The sequence below is a fragment of the Rhizobium sp. 05N430 genome (genome assembly GCF_056396985.1).
This window is the reverse complement of sequence record NZ_JBFTMO010000016.1, coordinates 78,574-94,624: the sequence shown is the minus strand read 5'-3', so window position 1 is coordinate 94,624 and position 16,051 is coordinate 78,574. Positions and strand designations below refer to the sequence as shown.

The following is a 16,051-nucleotide window of genomic DNA, read 5'->3' as shown; positions in this document are numbered from 1 at the left end:
TAGACATCGTAAATTCCTTTTCAGTGCCGGTCGCACAAAAGGGAATTTCTTCCTCCTGATCCTTGGTGAGTACCTATACGAATGTATGGCCGACGGCGCTGTTGAAAGCCTGGTCCAGAACCTTAAGCTGTGCTGTCGTTGAGAATTCGGAGGATATGCTGATGGCGGAAATTCCCTATCGTAGTGCGTTGATTGTTGGAACAGGGCCTGGCATTAGCTCCTCGGTTACCAGGCAACTGAGGTCGGCAGGGATTCCAGTCGTCATTGCATCGCGAAACGTCGAGAAACTTGCCGGGTTGGTCGAGGAAACAGGCGCCAGGCCGCTTCAGGTTGATGCCACTAGCGCGACAGACGTAGCGCGGCTCTTCAGGGAAACGGAAGAGCTGGTGGGCGCTCCGGAGATTGTAATCTACAATCCGAGCGGCCGCGTCAGAGGGCGGATAGTCGATTTGGATCCTGCGGACGTTGAGAAGACCGTTGCTGTTTCTGCGCTCGGGGCCTTCTACACTGTTCAAGAAGCTGCAAAACGGATGCTCCCTGTTAGGCACGGTGCCATCATCCTCACTGGCGCGACAGCCGGGATCAAAGGATTTGCACTCTCCAGTCCGTTTGCGATGGGGAAGTTTGCTCTGCGTGGTCTTGCACAGAGCGCAGCAAGAGAGCTGACGCCGCAGGGCATCCACGTGGCCCATGTTGTTGTCGATGGAAAGGTGCGATCAAAAGTTCGACCAGATCCAGCTGACGCGCCAGACAGCACGCTTGATCCCGAGGCTGTCGCCCAATCCTATCTCGATCTCCTTAGGCAGCATCGAAGCGCCTGGTCTTGGGAGATTGAGATTAGGCCGTGGGTCGAAAATTACTGACGCAATCTCAGAACTTGTAGCCGACCTGGATGCCAGCGCGGGTCATGCCGTCGTTCGGCCCATCGCAAAGGTTGGCATGCGAAGAATGAGCCAGTTGCGCCACCGCGTTCCAGTGTTTGTCAAACCGGTATCCAACGCCAACATATTCGTGGAATAGCAGGTGGCAACCGAGCTCTGGCCCGTCATCGTTCGCACGAAGCTGGCCGTCGTGCCAAACACCTCCAAAACCGGCCTCAGCGAACATCCTGTCACTGAAGTCGACGGTCCAGGCGAGGCCTGCGAATATTTGGGTCGCGGCTCCCGAGGTTCCAATCGATGTCCCGACGTTAACACGCGGCCGCGCGAGCTGCGCCTTCCAGTCGACTGCGGCGTCATGTCCGAACGGGTCAAAAAATAGCGTTACCTCTGGGAAAACGCCATCCTCGCGGGAGTCTCCGCCCTGAACCGAAGCTGAGGCGCCGAAACGCAGTTCGTCGAAGATCGTGTCGCCGGCGAATGCTGGTGTCGATGTCGTAAGTGTAAAGAAAGCAATCGCCGCGAGCGCTGTATTGAATCGCATTCTTGACGTTCCCTTGGCGTGCAACGCTCGTTGGATGGCGTACCGACTCTGCCGTGATTATGGTTAACGAAAACTTAATTTGCGATCAATGGCGGTCGAATGCAGCAAGCCCCCGCTGGAAGCCTGGCCGTGACATCACATTGTCAAACCACTGCCTCAGGTCAGGCAACGTGTCCCATTCAACGTGCCTCTTGTAGGCAAGGATGAAAACCGCAGCGGCGATATCCGCCAGCGAGATTGTGTCGCCTCCCATGAAAGGACCGTCTTTCAGGAAACGCCCCGCATCCACCCAAGCGCCTAGAGCGCTCTCGAGTAGCGACATACGAGCGTCGTCGTCTCCCCGCGTCCGAAATGCAGCCATACCTGGCCCGATGACGTCGGTTACAAAGTAGAAAAAGCGCTCCAGTACGATCGCACGTTTTCTATCCTCCTTCGGCAGCAGCACGCCGGGAGCTCTTTGATCAATATAGAGGAGGATTGCATTCGACTGCGAGAGGACGAACGGTTCGGTTCCTGACCTGTCCACGATAACCGGAACCTTTCCAGCTGGGTTCAGCGCAAGATGCTCGGGCATATAGTGCTCTCCCATCGAAAGGTTCACGTGATGAATCACGTAGGGCAAACCTGCCTCCTCCAGCGCTACCGCCACCCGTAGGCAGTTACCGGTATTGTAGCCGTGTAGTTCAATTGCCTTAGTCATCGTATCTCCCATGCGCCACGTGGCAACACATGGCACGGCCTCGTGGGCTCTCACGCACGGGTAGGCTGATGAAGGTCTCTCTGGGAACCTATACGAATGTATGGTCCTGTCCGCTGCTTCGACTATCGCCGTCGAATCCGACGCGCTGAACTGACTGGAGCGTCAGGTCCGAAAGTGAACAGCCACGTCGATGGAGCGAACGTAAGGCGGGCTGAATGCCCGTCCGGTTCGTTCGCCTGCTTTCAATTGAAGGGTGGTCACACAGTTCGCAGATATCTGAATATCGCTGGGGATGATCATGGCGGATTGCGGCCGGTCAGTAACATCGAGGGTCCAGCACGACCTTGATTCAACATCCAAGATCATCAGCCGGAGATGTGCCTGATCCCGCCATTCTCCAAGCTTATCGTGCGACCAATCCCAGCTGAGCGACACGACCTGACTGGGTGACCGGATCTCAAAGTGCGGGCCGAGTACGACGCCGCTCATCCAGTCCCCGCAGGTCATCGCAACTGGGCCAGGACCATTGGCCGACCATCGTTGCCGTTGGTTTCCCTGTGGGCGTCTGCTCTCCGGGGCCGCGGCGCTTGCCCTTTGCAGAACCTGCTGCGCGTCCATTGGAAGCGAATGCTTGATCAACATAATCGAACTCGAAATTGGCCAATATCCGACGGTAACGAGAGACGCTTAATTTCACGTTTTCTCGTGGTTAGGCCGGACGGTGCAGAATATGGCAGCGTGCCGAGCCGGGGCAGAATTGCCCGGCACGCTAAGCCTTTAGCGCTTGAGATTCACAAGGACGTCAAGAATGTCCGACCCCGTCTGAAAGACCTTGGAGTTCGCGGTGTAGCTACGCTGAGCTTCAACCATTGTCGTCAATTGGTCTGCCAGATCCACGTTCGAGGTTTCTAGCGATCCCGAGTTGATGCTCCCGAGCCCGTTCGTCTGGGGGAAGCCGGTAACAGTCACGCCGGAATCACCGTTTGCTGCGAAGACGTTGCCGTTGAGCGGCGTTAGCATGTCCGGGCTTGCAACTGTTGCCAAGGGAATGCGGTAGATTGGCTTCGGGTCGCCGCTCTTGTAGATGGCGTATACCGTTCCGTCCTTGTCGATCTTAACGTCGGTCACCGCACTTGGAGCCTGGCCGTTCAGTTGGCCGGTTCCGGAAAAGTCGGACGCAACCTGGCCCATCTTGCTGAAGTCCATATCGATCTGATTGCCGGTTTTCGGATCGTTGATCGTGACTTCACCGGTGCTCGTTTGCTTGCCGTTCTTGTCGAAGGTGAGCGTCTGAACGGCAACTGGGCCCGAAGAGTAAGGGAACGGGCTGTTGCCGGAAGCCGCGTCATCGTTACGATACACTGCAACTTCCCAGCTGGAGTCTACTGGTGGGGAGGCATTCGGGTCACCGTCCGATGTCTTGGTGAAATACAGGTCATACATCACCGTGTTACCGAGATTGTCGTAGCCGACCACTGACATCTTCTTCATGTCGGCAGTAGTTTTGGTAGGGTCATTGGCGCTTGGCAGGGTGTCGGTCCCGGTTGGCGCGACCTTCGACTTGGAGCTTAGGTTTCCTTCGAAGGTGCCGGAATCCGAGGGCCGTGCAACCATGCCACCTAGATTTTTGACGTTGATCGGGACGAGACCATCGAAGCCGTTCACAACAACAGCGGGAGAGCCCGATGTGTACGGGTAACCCATGAGCGTAAATCCGGCAGAGTTCTTCAGATTGCCTTCTTCATCCGGAAGGAAATCCCCTGCTCGGGTGAGGACTGTCGTTCCGTCGCCGCCTTGCACGATGAAGAAGCCATCGCCTTTGATGGACAAATCGCTTCCCGAAGTCGTCGATGTGTAGTTACCCTCTTGTGTGATCGAGTACCGCGTTGTGCTCTGTACGCCGCCGGAGTTGTAGTTGCCGGATGAACCTGGAACGACCAGGGTTGAAAACGAGATTGACGCGCTCTTGTAGCCGACAGTGTTCACGTTAGCTATATTGTCGGCAACAGTGCTCAGACGGTTAGCCTGAGCGTTCATCCCCGAGATCGCGGTTTTCATGCTTCCAAAAATACTCATGTCGAATTCTCCATTTCGTATTGGATAAGGTGGGCGACGGGCCCGTTTAAGCGTGCGAAGGGGCTCTCAGCGTTGACGCCAACGCTGACTAAAACCCCGTTATGGCGACCCGATTGGATCTGTTTATATTGATGAGTGGGGCGAGACCCGCTCTCTAGAGATCGGCAATCAAAGAGGTTTGCTTATTCCTCTCCTCATCGGCGATCGCAAATTTTTGGCCTCTGCTCATGCATTCCGGAAGTGCTCAATGAAGGGCAGTTTAATCGCCTTCCAACGCGTTTGCTTGATACGTGCGATCATGGTTGAGGCGCCGGGCTTGCTTCAAACTTGCGAAAATTGAGTATGGCGCCCGAGTGTTTCAACTCACACCATATACCACTTAAAGGTTGAGATTTACGTTTAGGAAAATCTCGTTAAGGTAGATATAATGCAATTGGTTGGACGCATTGACAGACAGGCTTTATCGAGATTCCCGTGTCCATTGGTTCGCCACCGGGACACTGGGTGCTTTGGTGGGCGAGGTAAAAAGCTCGAAGATGCTATTCGGCCTGAACTTCGCCATCAAACAGGTAACCGTACCCACGCACTGTTTTGATGAATCGAACGCCGGCCGCATCAAACTCAATCTTTCGTCGAAGTCGCAATATGATGCCGTCCAGGCTTCTGTCGGTAATTTCGCCCTCATGTAACCGGCTCGCCGACAGAAGCCGCTCGCGGGTCAAGATGACTTGTGGGTTCGCCAGAAGCACCGTGAGAAGATTGAATTCCACCGTCGTAAGCCTGATTTCTCTCTGCGCGAGGTGCGTAAGTACGCGCAAGCGGACGTCCAGCCGGTAGGGGCCGAAAACATAATATCGTCGGTCGCGATTAAGAGCAGAAGTAGCCCTGTTCCGAACAGCGGCTCTCAGTCGTGCCACCAACTCGCGGTGGCTCACAGGTCGGCAAATATAGTCGGTCGCGCCAGCATCCAGGCCACCAATCCTGTCGTCCTCATGCGTCTTTGCTGAGCTGACCACCAAAATGGGGGCATGGGTTGCCATCGCAAGTTTGCGAACGTTTTCGACGACCTCATCATCAAGTTCGACGAGCACGGCGTCTATAACTTCCTTTGATAGCGCACCGAGCAGGGCCCTATGTTCCGAAACCAGCGTGGCTCGGATGTCGTGCTGGCTTAGAAGCCTTTTGAGCTCAACTTGGCCCGCCCGATCACGCTCGAGCACGAGAACATGCCTCATGACGCGCTACGGCTTCGCCGTTTTCTCATAGACGTTTCTTGCGCCGCTGGAGTCAGCGAACGGCTAGCAGAGGCTTTCATTGGCGCGATGATGTGCAGGCAGGCTAGCTGCCTTCAGAATATGAGATTGAAGGAAATGTTATAGCTTAGGAAGGTGTTGTGTTTCAGCGAAATCCGCCGACGCGCTACCGGTATGGGAACGCCGGCTCGCGAGATACCTATACGAAAGTATGGAGATTTTTGTTGTTGATACGATGGAGCATGCAGGCAAACGCAACGGCTATATCGCTAGCCCACCAGCCGGAGCCGGTGGGTTGAGAAATGGCGGGCTCAGAGCCTTGTTGGGACCAAAAACATGATTTTCTGAACTAGTATTTTCACCGGCTTTTCGCCAACAAAGCGCTGGGCACCTTGGCTTAACCAGCCTCGCGACCCTTAGCGCGTAGCGCAGCCATCGACGAAAATGTGGGCGCAGAGACGAGCCCTTACGAGAATCTCTTCGTCACTGATTTCCGATATCTGGCCGAGCATAACCGCGCGTTGCGGCTCCATCGCCATCATGCCGCGAAGCATACCTGTCGCCGCGGCAACGTTACTCAGGGCGAGCTTTTTCGATGAAACCTGCTTCGCAAGCCAGTCTTCCATTGCCTTGCTGGTTCGCTTTATCGCCTGCTCGTAAAATACTGAAGCAATTTCCGGGAATCGATCTGACTCACTGAGGACAAGCCTGGTGATAATGATGGTCTCCGACGATAGGGTTAGCCTCCCATAGGCGACCAGCAGTCGCTCGATGCCTTCGTGCAAAGGCAAATCAGCAAGGCTGTCGGAATCGAGGCCAAGGAAGAAGCGCCCAATCTTTGCGGAGATCACATCGGAGAAAAGGTCAGCTTTCGCCGGAAACAGACGATAGAGCGTCTTTGTCGACACACCGGCAGTTTGCGCAATCGTACTGATGCTGGCCGAGGCATAACCAGCTTTTTTGAACTGATCGTTTGCCGCATCGATAATGACCGTGCGCGTTTCCTCGTCGGACCGTACCTGAGGTCGGCCGCGCGAGCGCTTTTCGACCGGGGCTTCTTGCTGAATGTCGGTATCCAAATTTTCCATAGGATCTCGATACAACAGTTTATGGAAAACATCAAGTTTCCAAATAACTGGTGTTTGGGCTCGACTCAAACTCGGCCCGCTTAGGCTTAGCCAGGCTCCTCGCCATACATTCGTATAATTTCGGTCGGGCCTGAAAATGGGCAGTCATGGTGCGTGACTTCGTGACCCATGGAGACCGACATGGACGAGAATGACATTCCAAGCTGTCCCCAACCCTTAAGCGCCTCACGCCGCGACCTCCTAATTGGAGCCGGCGTCTCGGCCTTGGCACTAGGGCTGCCTGTAGAAACCTTTGCAGCATCCAAGAAAACCTCACACCAAGGAACGCATATCATGTCGACAGTGACGACCAAGGACGGGACCAGGATCTTTTACAAAGACTGGGGCAAGGGGCAGCCGGTAGTTTTCTCTCACGGATGGCCGCTCACTGCGGACGCCTGGGATAGTCAGATGCTGTTCCTTGGCCAAAACGGCTTTCGCGTCATCGCCCACGACCGCCGCGGACATGGGCGCTCCGATCAGACCTGGAGCGGCAATGACATGAACACCTACGCTGACGACCTCGCCCAGCTGCTTGAGAAGCTCGATGTCAAGGACGCTATCCTAGTAGGGCATTCGACAGGCGGCGGTGAGGTGGCCCGGTATATCGGCCGCCACGGCACATCGCGTGTCGCAAAGGCAGTTCTCATCTCTTCGGTGCCGCCGCATATGCTGAAGACGGAGACGAACCCCCAAGCCGCGCCGAAGGAGATATTTGACCAGATCCGCGCAGGTTATTCGGCCAACCGTGCCGAGTTTCTGGAAGGGTTCGCGATCCCGTTCTTCGGGTTCAATCGTGACGGCGCAAAGAAGTCGCAGGGAACGATAGACTCGTTTTGGATGCAGTCGATGCTTGGCRGGGTAAAACCCCACTACGACTGCATTGCGGCCTTCTCCGAAACTGACTTCACCGAAGATCTCAAGAAAATGACCGTGCCTACGCTGCTCTTGCATGGCGACGACGATCAGATCGTGCCCCTGCAAATCTCGTCGGCAAAATCGGAGAAGCTCATTCCCAAGGCGACTCTGAAGGTATTTCCGGGCGCTCCACACGGAATGTGCGTCACCCATGCCGACAAGGTAAATGCCGAGCTCCTCGAGTTTGCGAAGGCTTAACGCTAAGTTTCGACCAGGCCGACACCGAAGCCGGCCTGGTCACCATCAGAGATGTATTCACGTTTCTGCATTTTCGAGATAATCGTAGTCAGTGTACCCATGGCTTCCGCCACCATAGGCAGTTGACCGGTCAAATTTATTCAGCGGTGCGCCCACACGGATCCGCTCAGGTAAATCTGGATTGGCGATAAACATTCTGCCGAATGCGACCGCGTCGGCAAGGTTGGCAGCCAAAGTCGACGAAGCACTTTCAGCATTATAGCCACCCGCAGTAATAATCGGACCGCTGAACGTCGACCGAAACAACCGGACATTATTAGCACTGTCGATGCTCGCGTCATCACCAAGACCGATAGAGGATGCACGAGGTTCAATCAAATGAAGGTAGGCGAGACGACGGGTCGAAAGCCACGCTATTGCTTGCTTGAAATGGCCAACTGGATCGCTATCGCTAATACCGCCCAGGTTTCCGTGTGGTGACAGCCGGACACCGGTCCGTTCAGAGCCTACAACATCAGATACTGCATCGACGACACTAAGCAAAAGCTTTGCCCGGTTTTCGATAGACCCTCCGAACTCGTCGTGTCTATTGTTGGATCCGTCCTGTAGGAACTGGTCGATCAGGAAGCCATTTGCGCCATGGATCTCGATTGCATCAAACCCGGCAGTCAAGCCATTGCGTGCAGCCTGCCAGAAAAGATCAACGATCTGCGGTATCTCATTAGCCTCCAGTGCCCTTGGGACTTCGAAAGGTACTTGCTGAAACTCCGGATTGAACGCGTTGCCGCTCGGTGCGATAGCAGAGGGTGCCACCGGGAGGCTTCCATCGGCATTGTAGCTCGAGTGCGACCATCGCCCGTGGTGAACAATCTGCAGTGAGATTCGCCCACCCTTGCGGTGAACTTCATCCGTGACCCTCCTCCAGCCTTCAAGCTGGTCTTTTGAATAGATCCCCGGCATCTGCGGATAGCCGTGAGCGTTTGCGCCGATAGCAGTAGCCTCAGTAATGATCAGTCCGGCGCTTGAACGCTGGGCGTAGTATTCTGCCATCAGCGTCGTCGGAACGCCGTCCGCTATGGCCCTCATGCGGGTCAGAGGTGCCATTATAATGCGATTGGGCAGCGAGAGAGCGCCGAGAGCCAATGGGGTGAAGAGGTTCATCTTGTTCATAGCCGTCGACCTTTTATAGAAACGAGATGTTGCTGAAGTCGAGTGAGACAAGAAGGGGGTCGGATACCTTCTGCATTTGATCGTCATAGGCGAATATGCGGCGCTTAGTCGGCATTTTAATGCCTTGGAACTCCTGGTAGTCGCTGCTGTAATTCGCACCGGTCGCCCCACCAAGAATGTCGACCGTGTAGTCGTGACGGCGCATCAAACCGTCAGGCCCGAAACGCGTAATCTGATACTCCGTGTGGCTTGTAATACGCTTCGGGAACTTGACACGCAGGCTGCGCCACGTCTCTCCGTCTTCATGCCAAGGTTCGATTTCCTCGACCTCGAAGCCCGGCTGCGCGTATAGAAACGGAAGGTTAAGATAGGTCCAGAGCGCCTCGCCGACGAAAAAGGCTGCATGCAACTTGTCCCAAGGTGTTTCTCTGACCTGTCCCTCGAATGCCCTTTCCGGATTGTCACGGCTCTCCAGCACAGTTCCTTTTGCGTCAACGATTTCGAGGCGTTTCGGCGTATAGTGATAGGTGCCGCCAGCAAAGGGCTCTACGAAGAGATGCTGCTCGCGAAGAGTCGCTTCGAACTTCTTATTTATGAAGAGGCCCGGGACCTGTTTAACATGCCAGATAGCACCGTCAATTGTTAGGTCAGACTGCACTTTCGAGAAGCTGTTCCAGCGATCGAGTCCGCCGTGTGCTTCAACGGCAAAAGCGAGAAGGTCGTTCATGTCAATTCTCCTGGTAGAGGTCCGAGTTCGATTGGCCATTTCGTTCTGGCCTGATTACGAAGATGCTCGATGACGGCTTTGCTCGGTAGCCGTTGTTTTCCGCTAGGATCTATGCGTGATCTACATCAATTGACTGGAAGTAACTGTTCGCGATTTGCGAGCCAAGAAGTTCGAATTTTGAGTTGCTTAGGCGAAAAATCGTAGCCATGCATTTTGCACCGGAATACAGATTTGAGTATCTGACGAAATCAGGAACACACAAATGGCTTCGACCATGAATGGCAGACTGCGGGATATATTTGCGCTTCGTCTGTATTCCAGAGTCGCCCGCCTTGGGAGCTTTTCGGCTGCAGCTAAGGAATGCGGCTTGTCTCAGCCGCAAGCTTCAAGGATCATCGCTGATCTTGAGGCTGACCTTGACGTAAAGCTGTTTAGGAGGACCACCAGAGCTGTTGTGCCGACAGAGGCTGGGTACAGCTTCCTTTCAAAGGTAGAGCCCATCGTTGCCGCCCTTGATGAAGCAGAACTAAGTGTCCGCGACGACGGCGAACTGAGGGGAGCCGTCAGGTTGAGTATGCCAACGAGCGTTGGTGTGCGGGAAATAATTCCAAGGCTTGCTGCCTTCACGAAGAAGCACCCGTTGCTGCAGGTTCATTTTCTGTTGGAGGATCGCCGTCAGGACCTCGTCCGCGATGCCGTGGACGTTGCAATTCGTCTAGGGCGCCAAACTGACTCGACGGCGACGACGAAATTGATTGCTACAATTCCGCGCAAGATTCTTGCTTCTCCAGTCTATCTCGCAGAACGAGGCGTTCCTACTTTGCCAAGCGAGCTCGAAAGCCACCGGATTGTAAGTGGTCCAGCTGCGGCTGTGCCCTCAGCCTGGGTGTTTGAAAAAAACGGGGAAACACAATCGCTGGACCTCAAGCCACACTTCATAACCAATGAGAATGAAGGTGCGGTTGCCGCGGCTGCAGCTGGGTTGGGCGTAACATCAACGTCGGGTTGGGCTTGTCGTCGGGAGCTAAGCGACGGTAGTTTGATCTCGCTCTTTGACGAGTGGGAAACGCAGCCTATTCCGGTGTTCGCATACTATCAAATGGGTAAAGCCACCGCGTCGGCAGCGAGGGCGTTGGTTGATTATCTTGTGCAGGACATCTCCAGCTCCCCGTAGTCCATTCCCATGCGTATTCGTTAGATTAGTTGCCGACAAGTTATTTTGGGAAATGAATCATTTTCCAAAATGGTCTTGACGCGCCTGTCGCTACACACTATTTAGGAAACTACATAATTTCCTTAAAAGTAGTCGCACCCAAGCTGGTGCAGGAGCGGCCTTCCATGACCAAGCATGAACGCATTGGTAATCAAAGTGAACTGCCGCTTACAGGCTATCATCCGCGCTTCGGGTTTGAGCTCAGGAAAGTCGCGACAAGCTTGTCGGAGCTAGCTGGGCACTACGGCCTCAGCTATTTTCTGTTGGTAGAATTACCGCGAGGGGACCGGACCACGTTTTCTGAGAACCTTATTGCCTCTAATTGGCCGAACGAGTTCACGGACTACTACAGAGAGAACGATCGCTTCTTTTGCAGCAATATCATGACCGCCTTCAGAAGGACCATCTTACCCATCTCAATGGGTCCTGAGGCATTCGGCTGCGCGGCTGCTAACGTCGATGATACAGAGCTGGAAGGTCTTTTCGTGAACCAAGGTGCAAACAACACCTTCGGGTTCACGCTTCATGACGTCGATGCAAATGTGTATGCCTTCGCATTCTCCGGAGCGAGAGACCCACTGGAGTTGAAGGAGCAATCAGACATCGTGCGGAGGGCAACGGAGGTCCTAAATGATGTTGCACGGGATGATCTCATGAAAGATGGCCCGCTCGAGAGACTTTCACATCGCGAGCTGGAATGCCTTCGGTGGACGGCGGCCGGCAAGAGCAGCGACGAAATCGGCATAATCCTTGATCTGTCATCACACACGATCGTTGGTTACCTCAAGACCGCAATGCGAAAGCTTGATACGGTCAATCGCATGCAGGCCGTGGCTCGTGCGTATCGCTACCGGTTGCTATGACTAACAGCTTCACCTGGCAATCTGGTCGAAGCGTCTAGAAATCCAGTCATCGAGCGGCATATCTAGCGTCGCTGAATCATCAATCGGCGACCAGTTTGCAATCTGTGCAATTGGGATCCGTAGTGTCGATTCTCCCTTGGTCGCGCACAGTGTGGTTCCGTCGCAGCTGACTGCTTCAACGACGAAAGCACGGCAATCACCTTCGGGGTCGACCGTATCAATCACGACCTGCATTTAATAATTCCCCTGATAAATCGCATTCTTCTGGTTTAGGCCAAGCTACATCCTGTAGCTTGCGTGCAGCCGCACACTCAAAGATTGACGGAGGCCAGAAAAAGACCGCCCCAGGGCGGAACGGGGCGGTCAATGCGGATCGGGGTCCGCGGGGCGGAGCCAGGGGGAAAGCTCAGCCCAGTGGCCAAACGAGCGGCCAGCGTAGATGGGGTAAAACATCTCGCGAAATGCACGGTAAGCGTGAAGTCCGACCTGATGTACCTATACGAAGGTATGGCCGGGATGAGCAACTACGTCGATCTCTAAACATAGGATATCGAAATGCTCTGCGGACGCTCCGCAAGCCCAAAAACCCTAGATACGAATGCATGTCGGTGCTCGCGCTGTCTTGGCGCTAGGCGGCCCGCTCTCTGCTGCATCCATCAAGGAATTGGTCCACACACTCTGCGGCTCGTCGCTCAATTGCGGACCTGTCGAACGGGTTTTGTTGCAGCATCAGCGATGCCCTTTGCGGCTCCATAATCATCATGCCGCGGAGAATGCCGCTGGCTACCTCAGCATCCTGGATCGCCAATTCTCCTTGATTTTGTTTTTCACGCAGCCAGTCGCTGATCACGACATTGGTCGGGACGATAGCTTTCTCATAAAACGCGATGCCTACCTCGGGGAACCGAGACGATTCCTCAACGACGAGCCGAGCCATCCGGATTGCCTCGCTCGAGAGCGTGAGCATCCCGTAGGCGCTGAGAAGTCGCACAAGACTTTCACGAGGTGACATCCCCCTCAGTAGGTCAAAGTCGATGTCGATGAGAAATCGCGAGATGTGTCGGCTAATGACGTCTGCCAACAGCTCCGATTTGCCTGGGAACAGGCGGTACATTGTCTTCGTAGAGACGCCTGCAAGGCTCGCTATCGCGCCCATGCTCGCGCCCGAGTAGCCATCGGCTTTGAAGCAGGTATCTGCGGCCTCGACAATGCGCTCCCGGGTCTCACCATCGGGTCTTATCTGAGGCCGCCCCCGGCGACGCTCGGTATCACATTTATTTTGGAACATGAAAATTTTCCAAATTCTTGTTGACAACGAAGAGATAGGGCATATTTTGGAAAACAGCAAGTTTCCTTTTTAACCAAAACGGCTGCGGCCCCCAAGACAGCAACCGAAACTCAGGAGTGATTTCGATGGATGAGAATGTTATCGCGCTGGCCGGCAAGTCTGACCGCAAAGCCGCTACAGCGGAAATCCCTGCTACCGCAGATGCCGGTCATCAGCCCGTTCCGGCTGCGCCTGTCGCTGCGCCTGTCGCCGATGTTCAGAAGAAGAAGGGCGGTGGGTTTAAGAAGGCGCTGCTGGGTGTCTCCGCTCTCGCCGTCATCGCAGCCTCCGTATACTATGGTCACAATTACTGGACCACGGGCCGCTTTCAGGTGGAAACTGACGATGCCTACATCAAGGCAGACAACAGTGCTATCGCACCCAAGGTCTCCGGTTACCTGGCAAAGGTTCTCGTCGGTGACAACCAGACTGTGAAGGCGGGGCAGGTGCTCGCAATCATCGACGATCGCGACTATGCAACCGCTCTGGATCAAGCGAAAGCAGACGTCGACGCCGCCCGTGCGACAGTCGATGCCAAGAAAGCCGCACTCGTCACCCAGCAATCAGTGATTGCCGCCGCGCAGGCGTCGATCGAAGTCGACCGCGCCAACGAGACCTTTGCTGAGCAGAACGACAAGCGTTACTCGCGTTTGGCCACGAACGGATACGCTCCCGTGCAGACGGCACAGCAGGCGGCTGCTCAAATAACGGCAAACCGCGCCACAACCGCCCGCGACGTGGCCGCTTTGGAAGGTGCTACCAAGCAAGTTGATGTCCTGAAGGCCGAAGTTGCACAAGCAAGTGCGGCGCTTGCCCGCGACGTTGCTGTTCAACGACAGGCCGAACTGAACCTGTCCTATGCGACCATCGTGGCACCGATCGACGGTGTCGTTGGCAACCGTACACTCCGCGTCGGTCAATACGTTCAGGCTGGAACACAGCTCATGACCGTCGTTCCGACCAAGGCCGCCTATGTTATTGCAAATTATAAGGAGACGCAGCTCACAGACGTGAAGCCGGGCCAGGAAGTCGACATTGAAGTCGATATGTTTCCTGACCATGTCTACCACGGAAAGGTTGAGAGCCTGGCACCCGCTAGCGGCCAGGAATTTGCGCTTCTTCCGCCAGACAACGCGACCGGCAATTTTACGAAGGTCGTGCAGCGTATTCCCGTCCGCATCGTTCTTGATGCCGAGAGTGCCGCTACAGGCGATCTTCGCCCCGGTATGTCCGTCACTCCCACCATCGATACCAAGGTCGGCAACGAGTAGCCCAAAGGGCGTTCGCCCGGATCCAGGAGGATCAAGTCATGTCTAACGTCACCACGTTGCCGACATCTGCGGCGATGCCAGCCCCTGCTGCTTTCCAAAAGGCAGGCGCCAAGGAATGGATCGCAGTTCTTGCAGGAATGATCGGCGCATTCATGGCAATTCTAAATATCCAGATCACCAACGCCTCGCTTCTCGACATTGAGGGAGGCATCGGGACAGGTGTCGATAACGGCGCCTGGATCTCGACCTCATACCTGATTGGCGAGATCATCGTCATTCCGCTGACGGCGTACTTCAGCAATGTCTTCTCCTTCCGCCGATACATCCTGGTGAATACGATCCTCTTTCCGATCTTCTCGATGGCTTGCGCCTTCACCCATGATCTGAACTCGATGATCGCAATGCGTGGATTGCAAGGCTTCGCAGGCGGCATTCTAATTCCCATGGCGTTCACCATGGTCCTGACGAAGCTGCCGAAGCCCCAGCAGCCGATTGGCCTGGCCATCTTCGCGCTTTCGGTCACGTTTGCTCCGGCAATCGGCCCTACGATCGGTGGCTTCCTGACAGAGAACTACGGTTGGCAGACCATCTTCTTCATCAACACGATTCCCAGCGCGATCATGGCTGTTGCCCTTGCCGCGACGCTTGAAAAGCAGCCGATGCGCCTTGGGCTTCTGCGCGAAGGTGACTGGGCGGGCATCATTACCATGTCGATCGGGTTGGCCGCGCTTCAGACGGTGCTCGAAGAAGGCAATAAGGATGATTGGTTTTCATCGCCGTTCATCGTAAAGCTCAGCATCATCGCATTCGTATTCTTGACGGCATTCATCTGGATCGAACTGACGGTCGAAAAGCCGCTCGTCAAGCTTCGTCTGCTGAAGCAGCGCAACTTTGGGATCGGCGTGGCAGTCAACGTACTTATCGGCGTGGCACTGTTCGGCACGGTTTACATCCTGCCCCAGTATCTTGGTCAGGTTCAACGCTACAACGCGCAAGAGATCGGCAATGTCCTTGCATGGACTGGCCTTCCTCAGCTTCTGCTTATTCCGTTAGTACCGATGATGATGAAGCGCTTTGATGCTAGATATATCGGGTTTATAGGTATCAGCATCTTCGCAGTCAGCTGCTTCATGAACATTATGCTTTCGGCAGACAATGCGGGTGACCAGTTCTGGATACCAAACATTGTTCGTGCTATTGGGCAGGCGCTCGTCTTGACGCCGATCACAGCCATTACCACTGGTGGTATTGCCCCCCAGGACGCTGCTGCTGCCTCCGGCCTCACGAACATGCTTCGTAATCTTGGCGGTGCGGTTGGTACTGCTACCTTGGGCACGGTCCTGACCAAGCGTGAGCAGTTCCACTCCAACATCATCGGTCAATCCATCTCGATGGGTCGCGATGAGGTTCGCCAGCGCGTTGATACCTTGACGTCCTACTTCCAGTCGCATGGTGTCTCGGACCATGCAAAGGCCACCGGCCAGGCAGTTGTGGCCATCGGGCGTATCGTCAAGCGCCAAGCACTGATAATGGGCTTTAGCGATACTTTCGCCGTGATCGGAGTTGTTCTGGCTTTGGCTGCTATCGCGGTCTTGCTTACGAAGCGCACGACCGGCGGCGGCGCCGGCGCTCACTAAGGCATAGCAAAAGGCGGGCCGAATTTATGCCCGCCAACTATCTCTCCGTATAGTTTACCTCCTCAAAAAACGGCGCAGTATGTCCAGCACCCAGGTCGGGGCCACGGATCGCCGCGATTGTGGTGAGCATTCATCTTCCAAATCAAAGC

The 16,051-nt window shown here is 55.0% G+C and carries 15 protein-coding genes; 6 read left to right on the top strand and 9 right to left on the bottom strand.

Features of this window, described 5'->3' with window-relative positions; translation table 11 throughout:
- Positions 1 to 161 precede the first annotated feature (161 nt).
- On the top strand, positions 162 to 863 hold the full coding sequence (locus AC1DJO_RS24930; RefSeq protein ID WP_477973416.1) for an SDR family NAD(P)-dependent oxidoreductase: 702 nt from the start codon (positions 162 to 164) through the stop codon (positions 861 to 863).
- 7 nt (positions 864 to 870) lie between these two features.
- On the opposite strand, the gene AC1DJO_RS24925 is transcribed toward AC1DJO_RS24930, so the two are convergent.
- The 5 genes from AC1DJO_RS24925 to AC1DJO_RS24905 all read right to left on the bottom strand — a co-directional run bounded on the left by AC1DJO_RS24925 (position 871) and on the right by AC1DJO_RS24905 (position 6,518).
- Positions 871 to 1,422 carry an acyloxyacyl hydrolase gene (locus AC1DJO_RS24925; RefSeq protein WP_477973414.1) on the bottom strand — a complete coding sequence of 184 codons (552 nt, stop codon included), beginning with the start codon at positions 1,420 to 1,422 and terminating at the stop codon, positions 871 to 873.
- 85 nt (positions 1,423 to 1,507) lie between these two features.
- The gene (locus tag AC1DJO_RS24920) at positions 1,508 to 2,122 is read right to left on the bottom strand and encodes a glutathione S-transferase family protein (RefSeq protein ID WP_477973412.1); all 615 of its coding nucleotides are present in this window, start codon (positions 2,120 to 2,122) and stop codon (positions 1,508 to 1,510) included.
- Between the two features lie 777 nt (positions 2,123 to 2,899).
- Entirely contained in the window at positions 2,900 to 4,198 is a 1,299-nt protein-coding gene (locus AC1DJO_RS24915) for a flagellar hook protein FlgE (protein WP_477973410.1), read from the bottom strand.
- A gap of 539 nt (positions 4,199 to 4,737) precedes the next feature.
- Positions 4,738 to 5,418, bottom strand: a complete 681-nt coding sequence (locus tag AC1DJO_RS24910; RefSeq protein ID WP_477973408.1) for a winged helix-turn-helix domain-containing protein — start codon at positions 5,416 to 5,418, stop codon at positions 4,738 to 4,740.
- Positions 5,419 to 5,867: 449 nt separating this feature from the next.
- A complete protein-coding gene (locus tag AC1DJO_RS24905; RefSeq protein WP_477973480.1) occupies positions 5,868 to 6,518 on the bottom strand; it encodes a TetR/AcrR family transcriptional regulator in 651 nt (216 codons plus the stop codon).
- 354 nt (positions 6,519 to 6,872) lie between these two features.
- Between AC1DJO_RS24905 and AC1DJO_RS24900 the strand changes: the two genes are divergently transcribed.
- On the top strand, positions 6,873 to 7,694 hold the full coding sequence (locus tag AC1DJO_RS24900) for an alpha/beta fold hydrolase (RefSeq protein WP_477973478.1): 822 nt from the start codon (positions 6,873 to 6,875) through the stop codon (positions 7,692 to 7,694).
- A gap of 57 nt (positions 7,695 to 7,751) precedes the next feature.
- Here AC1DJO_RS24900 and AC1DJO_RS24895 read toward each other — a convergent pair whose 3' ends face one another.
- On the bottom strand, positions 7,752 to 8,864 hold the full coding sequence (locus AC1DJO_RS24895; RefSeq protein ID WP_477973407.1) for an alkene reductase: 1,113 nt from the start codon (positions 8,862 to 8,864) through the stop codon (positions 7,752 to 7,754).
- Between the two features lie 13 nt (positions 8,865 to 8,877).
- Positions 8,878 to 9,591, bottom strand: a complete 714-nt coding sequence (locus AC1DJO_RS24890; RefSeq protein ID WP_477973406.1) for a hypothetical protein — start codon at positions 9,589 to 9,591, stop codon at positions 8,878 to 8,880.
- Between the two features lie 262 nt (positions 9,592 to 9,853).
- On the opposite strand from AC1DJO_RS24890, the gene AC1DJO_RS24885 reads away from it, so the two are divergent.
- Entirely contained in the window at positions 9,854 to 10,765 is a 912-nt protein-coding gene (locus AC1DJO_RS24885) for a LysR family transcriptional regulator (protein ID WP_477973404.1), read from the top strand.
- Positions 10,766 to 10,929: 164 nt separating this feature from the next.
- Positions 10,930 to 11,667: a helix-turn-helix transcriptional regulator gene (locus tag AC1DJO_RS24880; RefSeq protein ID WP_477973402.1), complete on the top strand. Its 738-nt coding sequence runs from the start codon at positions 10,930 to 10,932 to the stop codon at positions 11,665 to 11,667.
- A gap of 9 nt (positions 11,668 to 11,676) precedes the next feature.
- On the opposite strand, the gene AC1DJO_RS24875 is transcribed toward AC1DJO_RS24880, so the two are convergent.
- Positions 11,677 to 11,901 (bottom strand): hypothetical protein, encoded by a 225-nt coding sequence (locus AC1DJO_RS24875; RefSeq protein WP_477973400.1) that lies wholly within the window; start codon positions 11,899 to 11,901, stop codon positions 11,677 to 11,679.
- A gap of 394 nt (positions 11,902 to 12,295) precedes the next feature.
- Positions 12,296 to 12,955 carry a TetR/AcrR family transcriptional regulator gene (locus AC1DJO_RS24870; RefSeq protein WP_477973399.1) on the bottom strand — a complete coding sequence of 220 codons (660 nt, stop codon included), beginning with the start codon at positions 12,953 to 12,955 and terminating at the stop codon, positions 12,296 to 12,298.
- A gap of 125 nt (positions 12,956 to 13,080) precedes the next feature.
- On the opposite strand from AC1DJO_RS24870, the gene AC1DJO_RS24865 reads away from it, so the two are divergent.
- A complete protein-coding gene (locus AC1DJO_RS24865; RefSeq protein ID WP_477973397.1) occupies positions 13,081 to 14,265 on the top strand; it encodes an HlyD family secretion protein in 1,185 nt (394 codons plus the stop codon).
- Between the two features lie 74 nt (positions 14,266 to 14,339).
- Positions 14,340 to 15,902 carry a DHA2 family efflux MFS transporter permease subunit gene (locus AC1DJO_RS24860; RefSeq protein WP_477973476.1) on the top strand — a complete coding sequence of 521 codons (1,563 nt, stop codon included), beginning with the start codon at positions 14,340 to 14,342 and terminating at the stop codon, positions 15,900 to 15,902.
- The last annotated feature ends 149 nt before the right edge of the window (positions 15,903 to 16,051 follow it).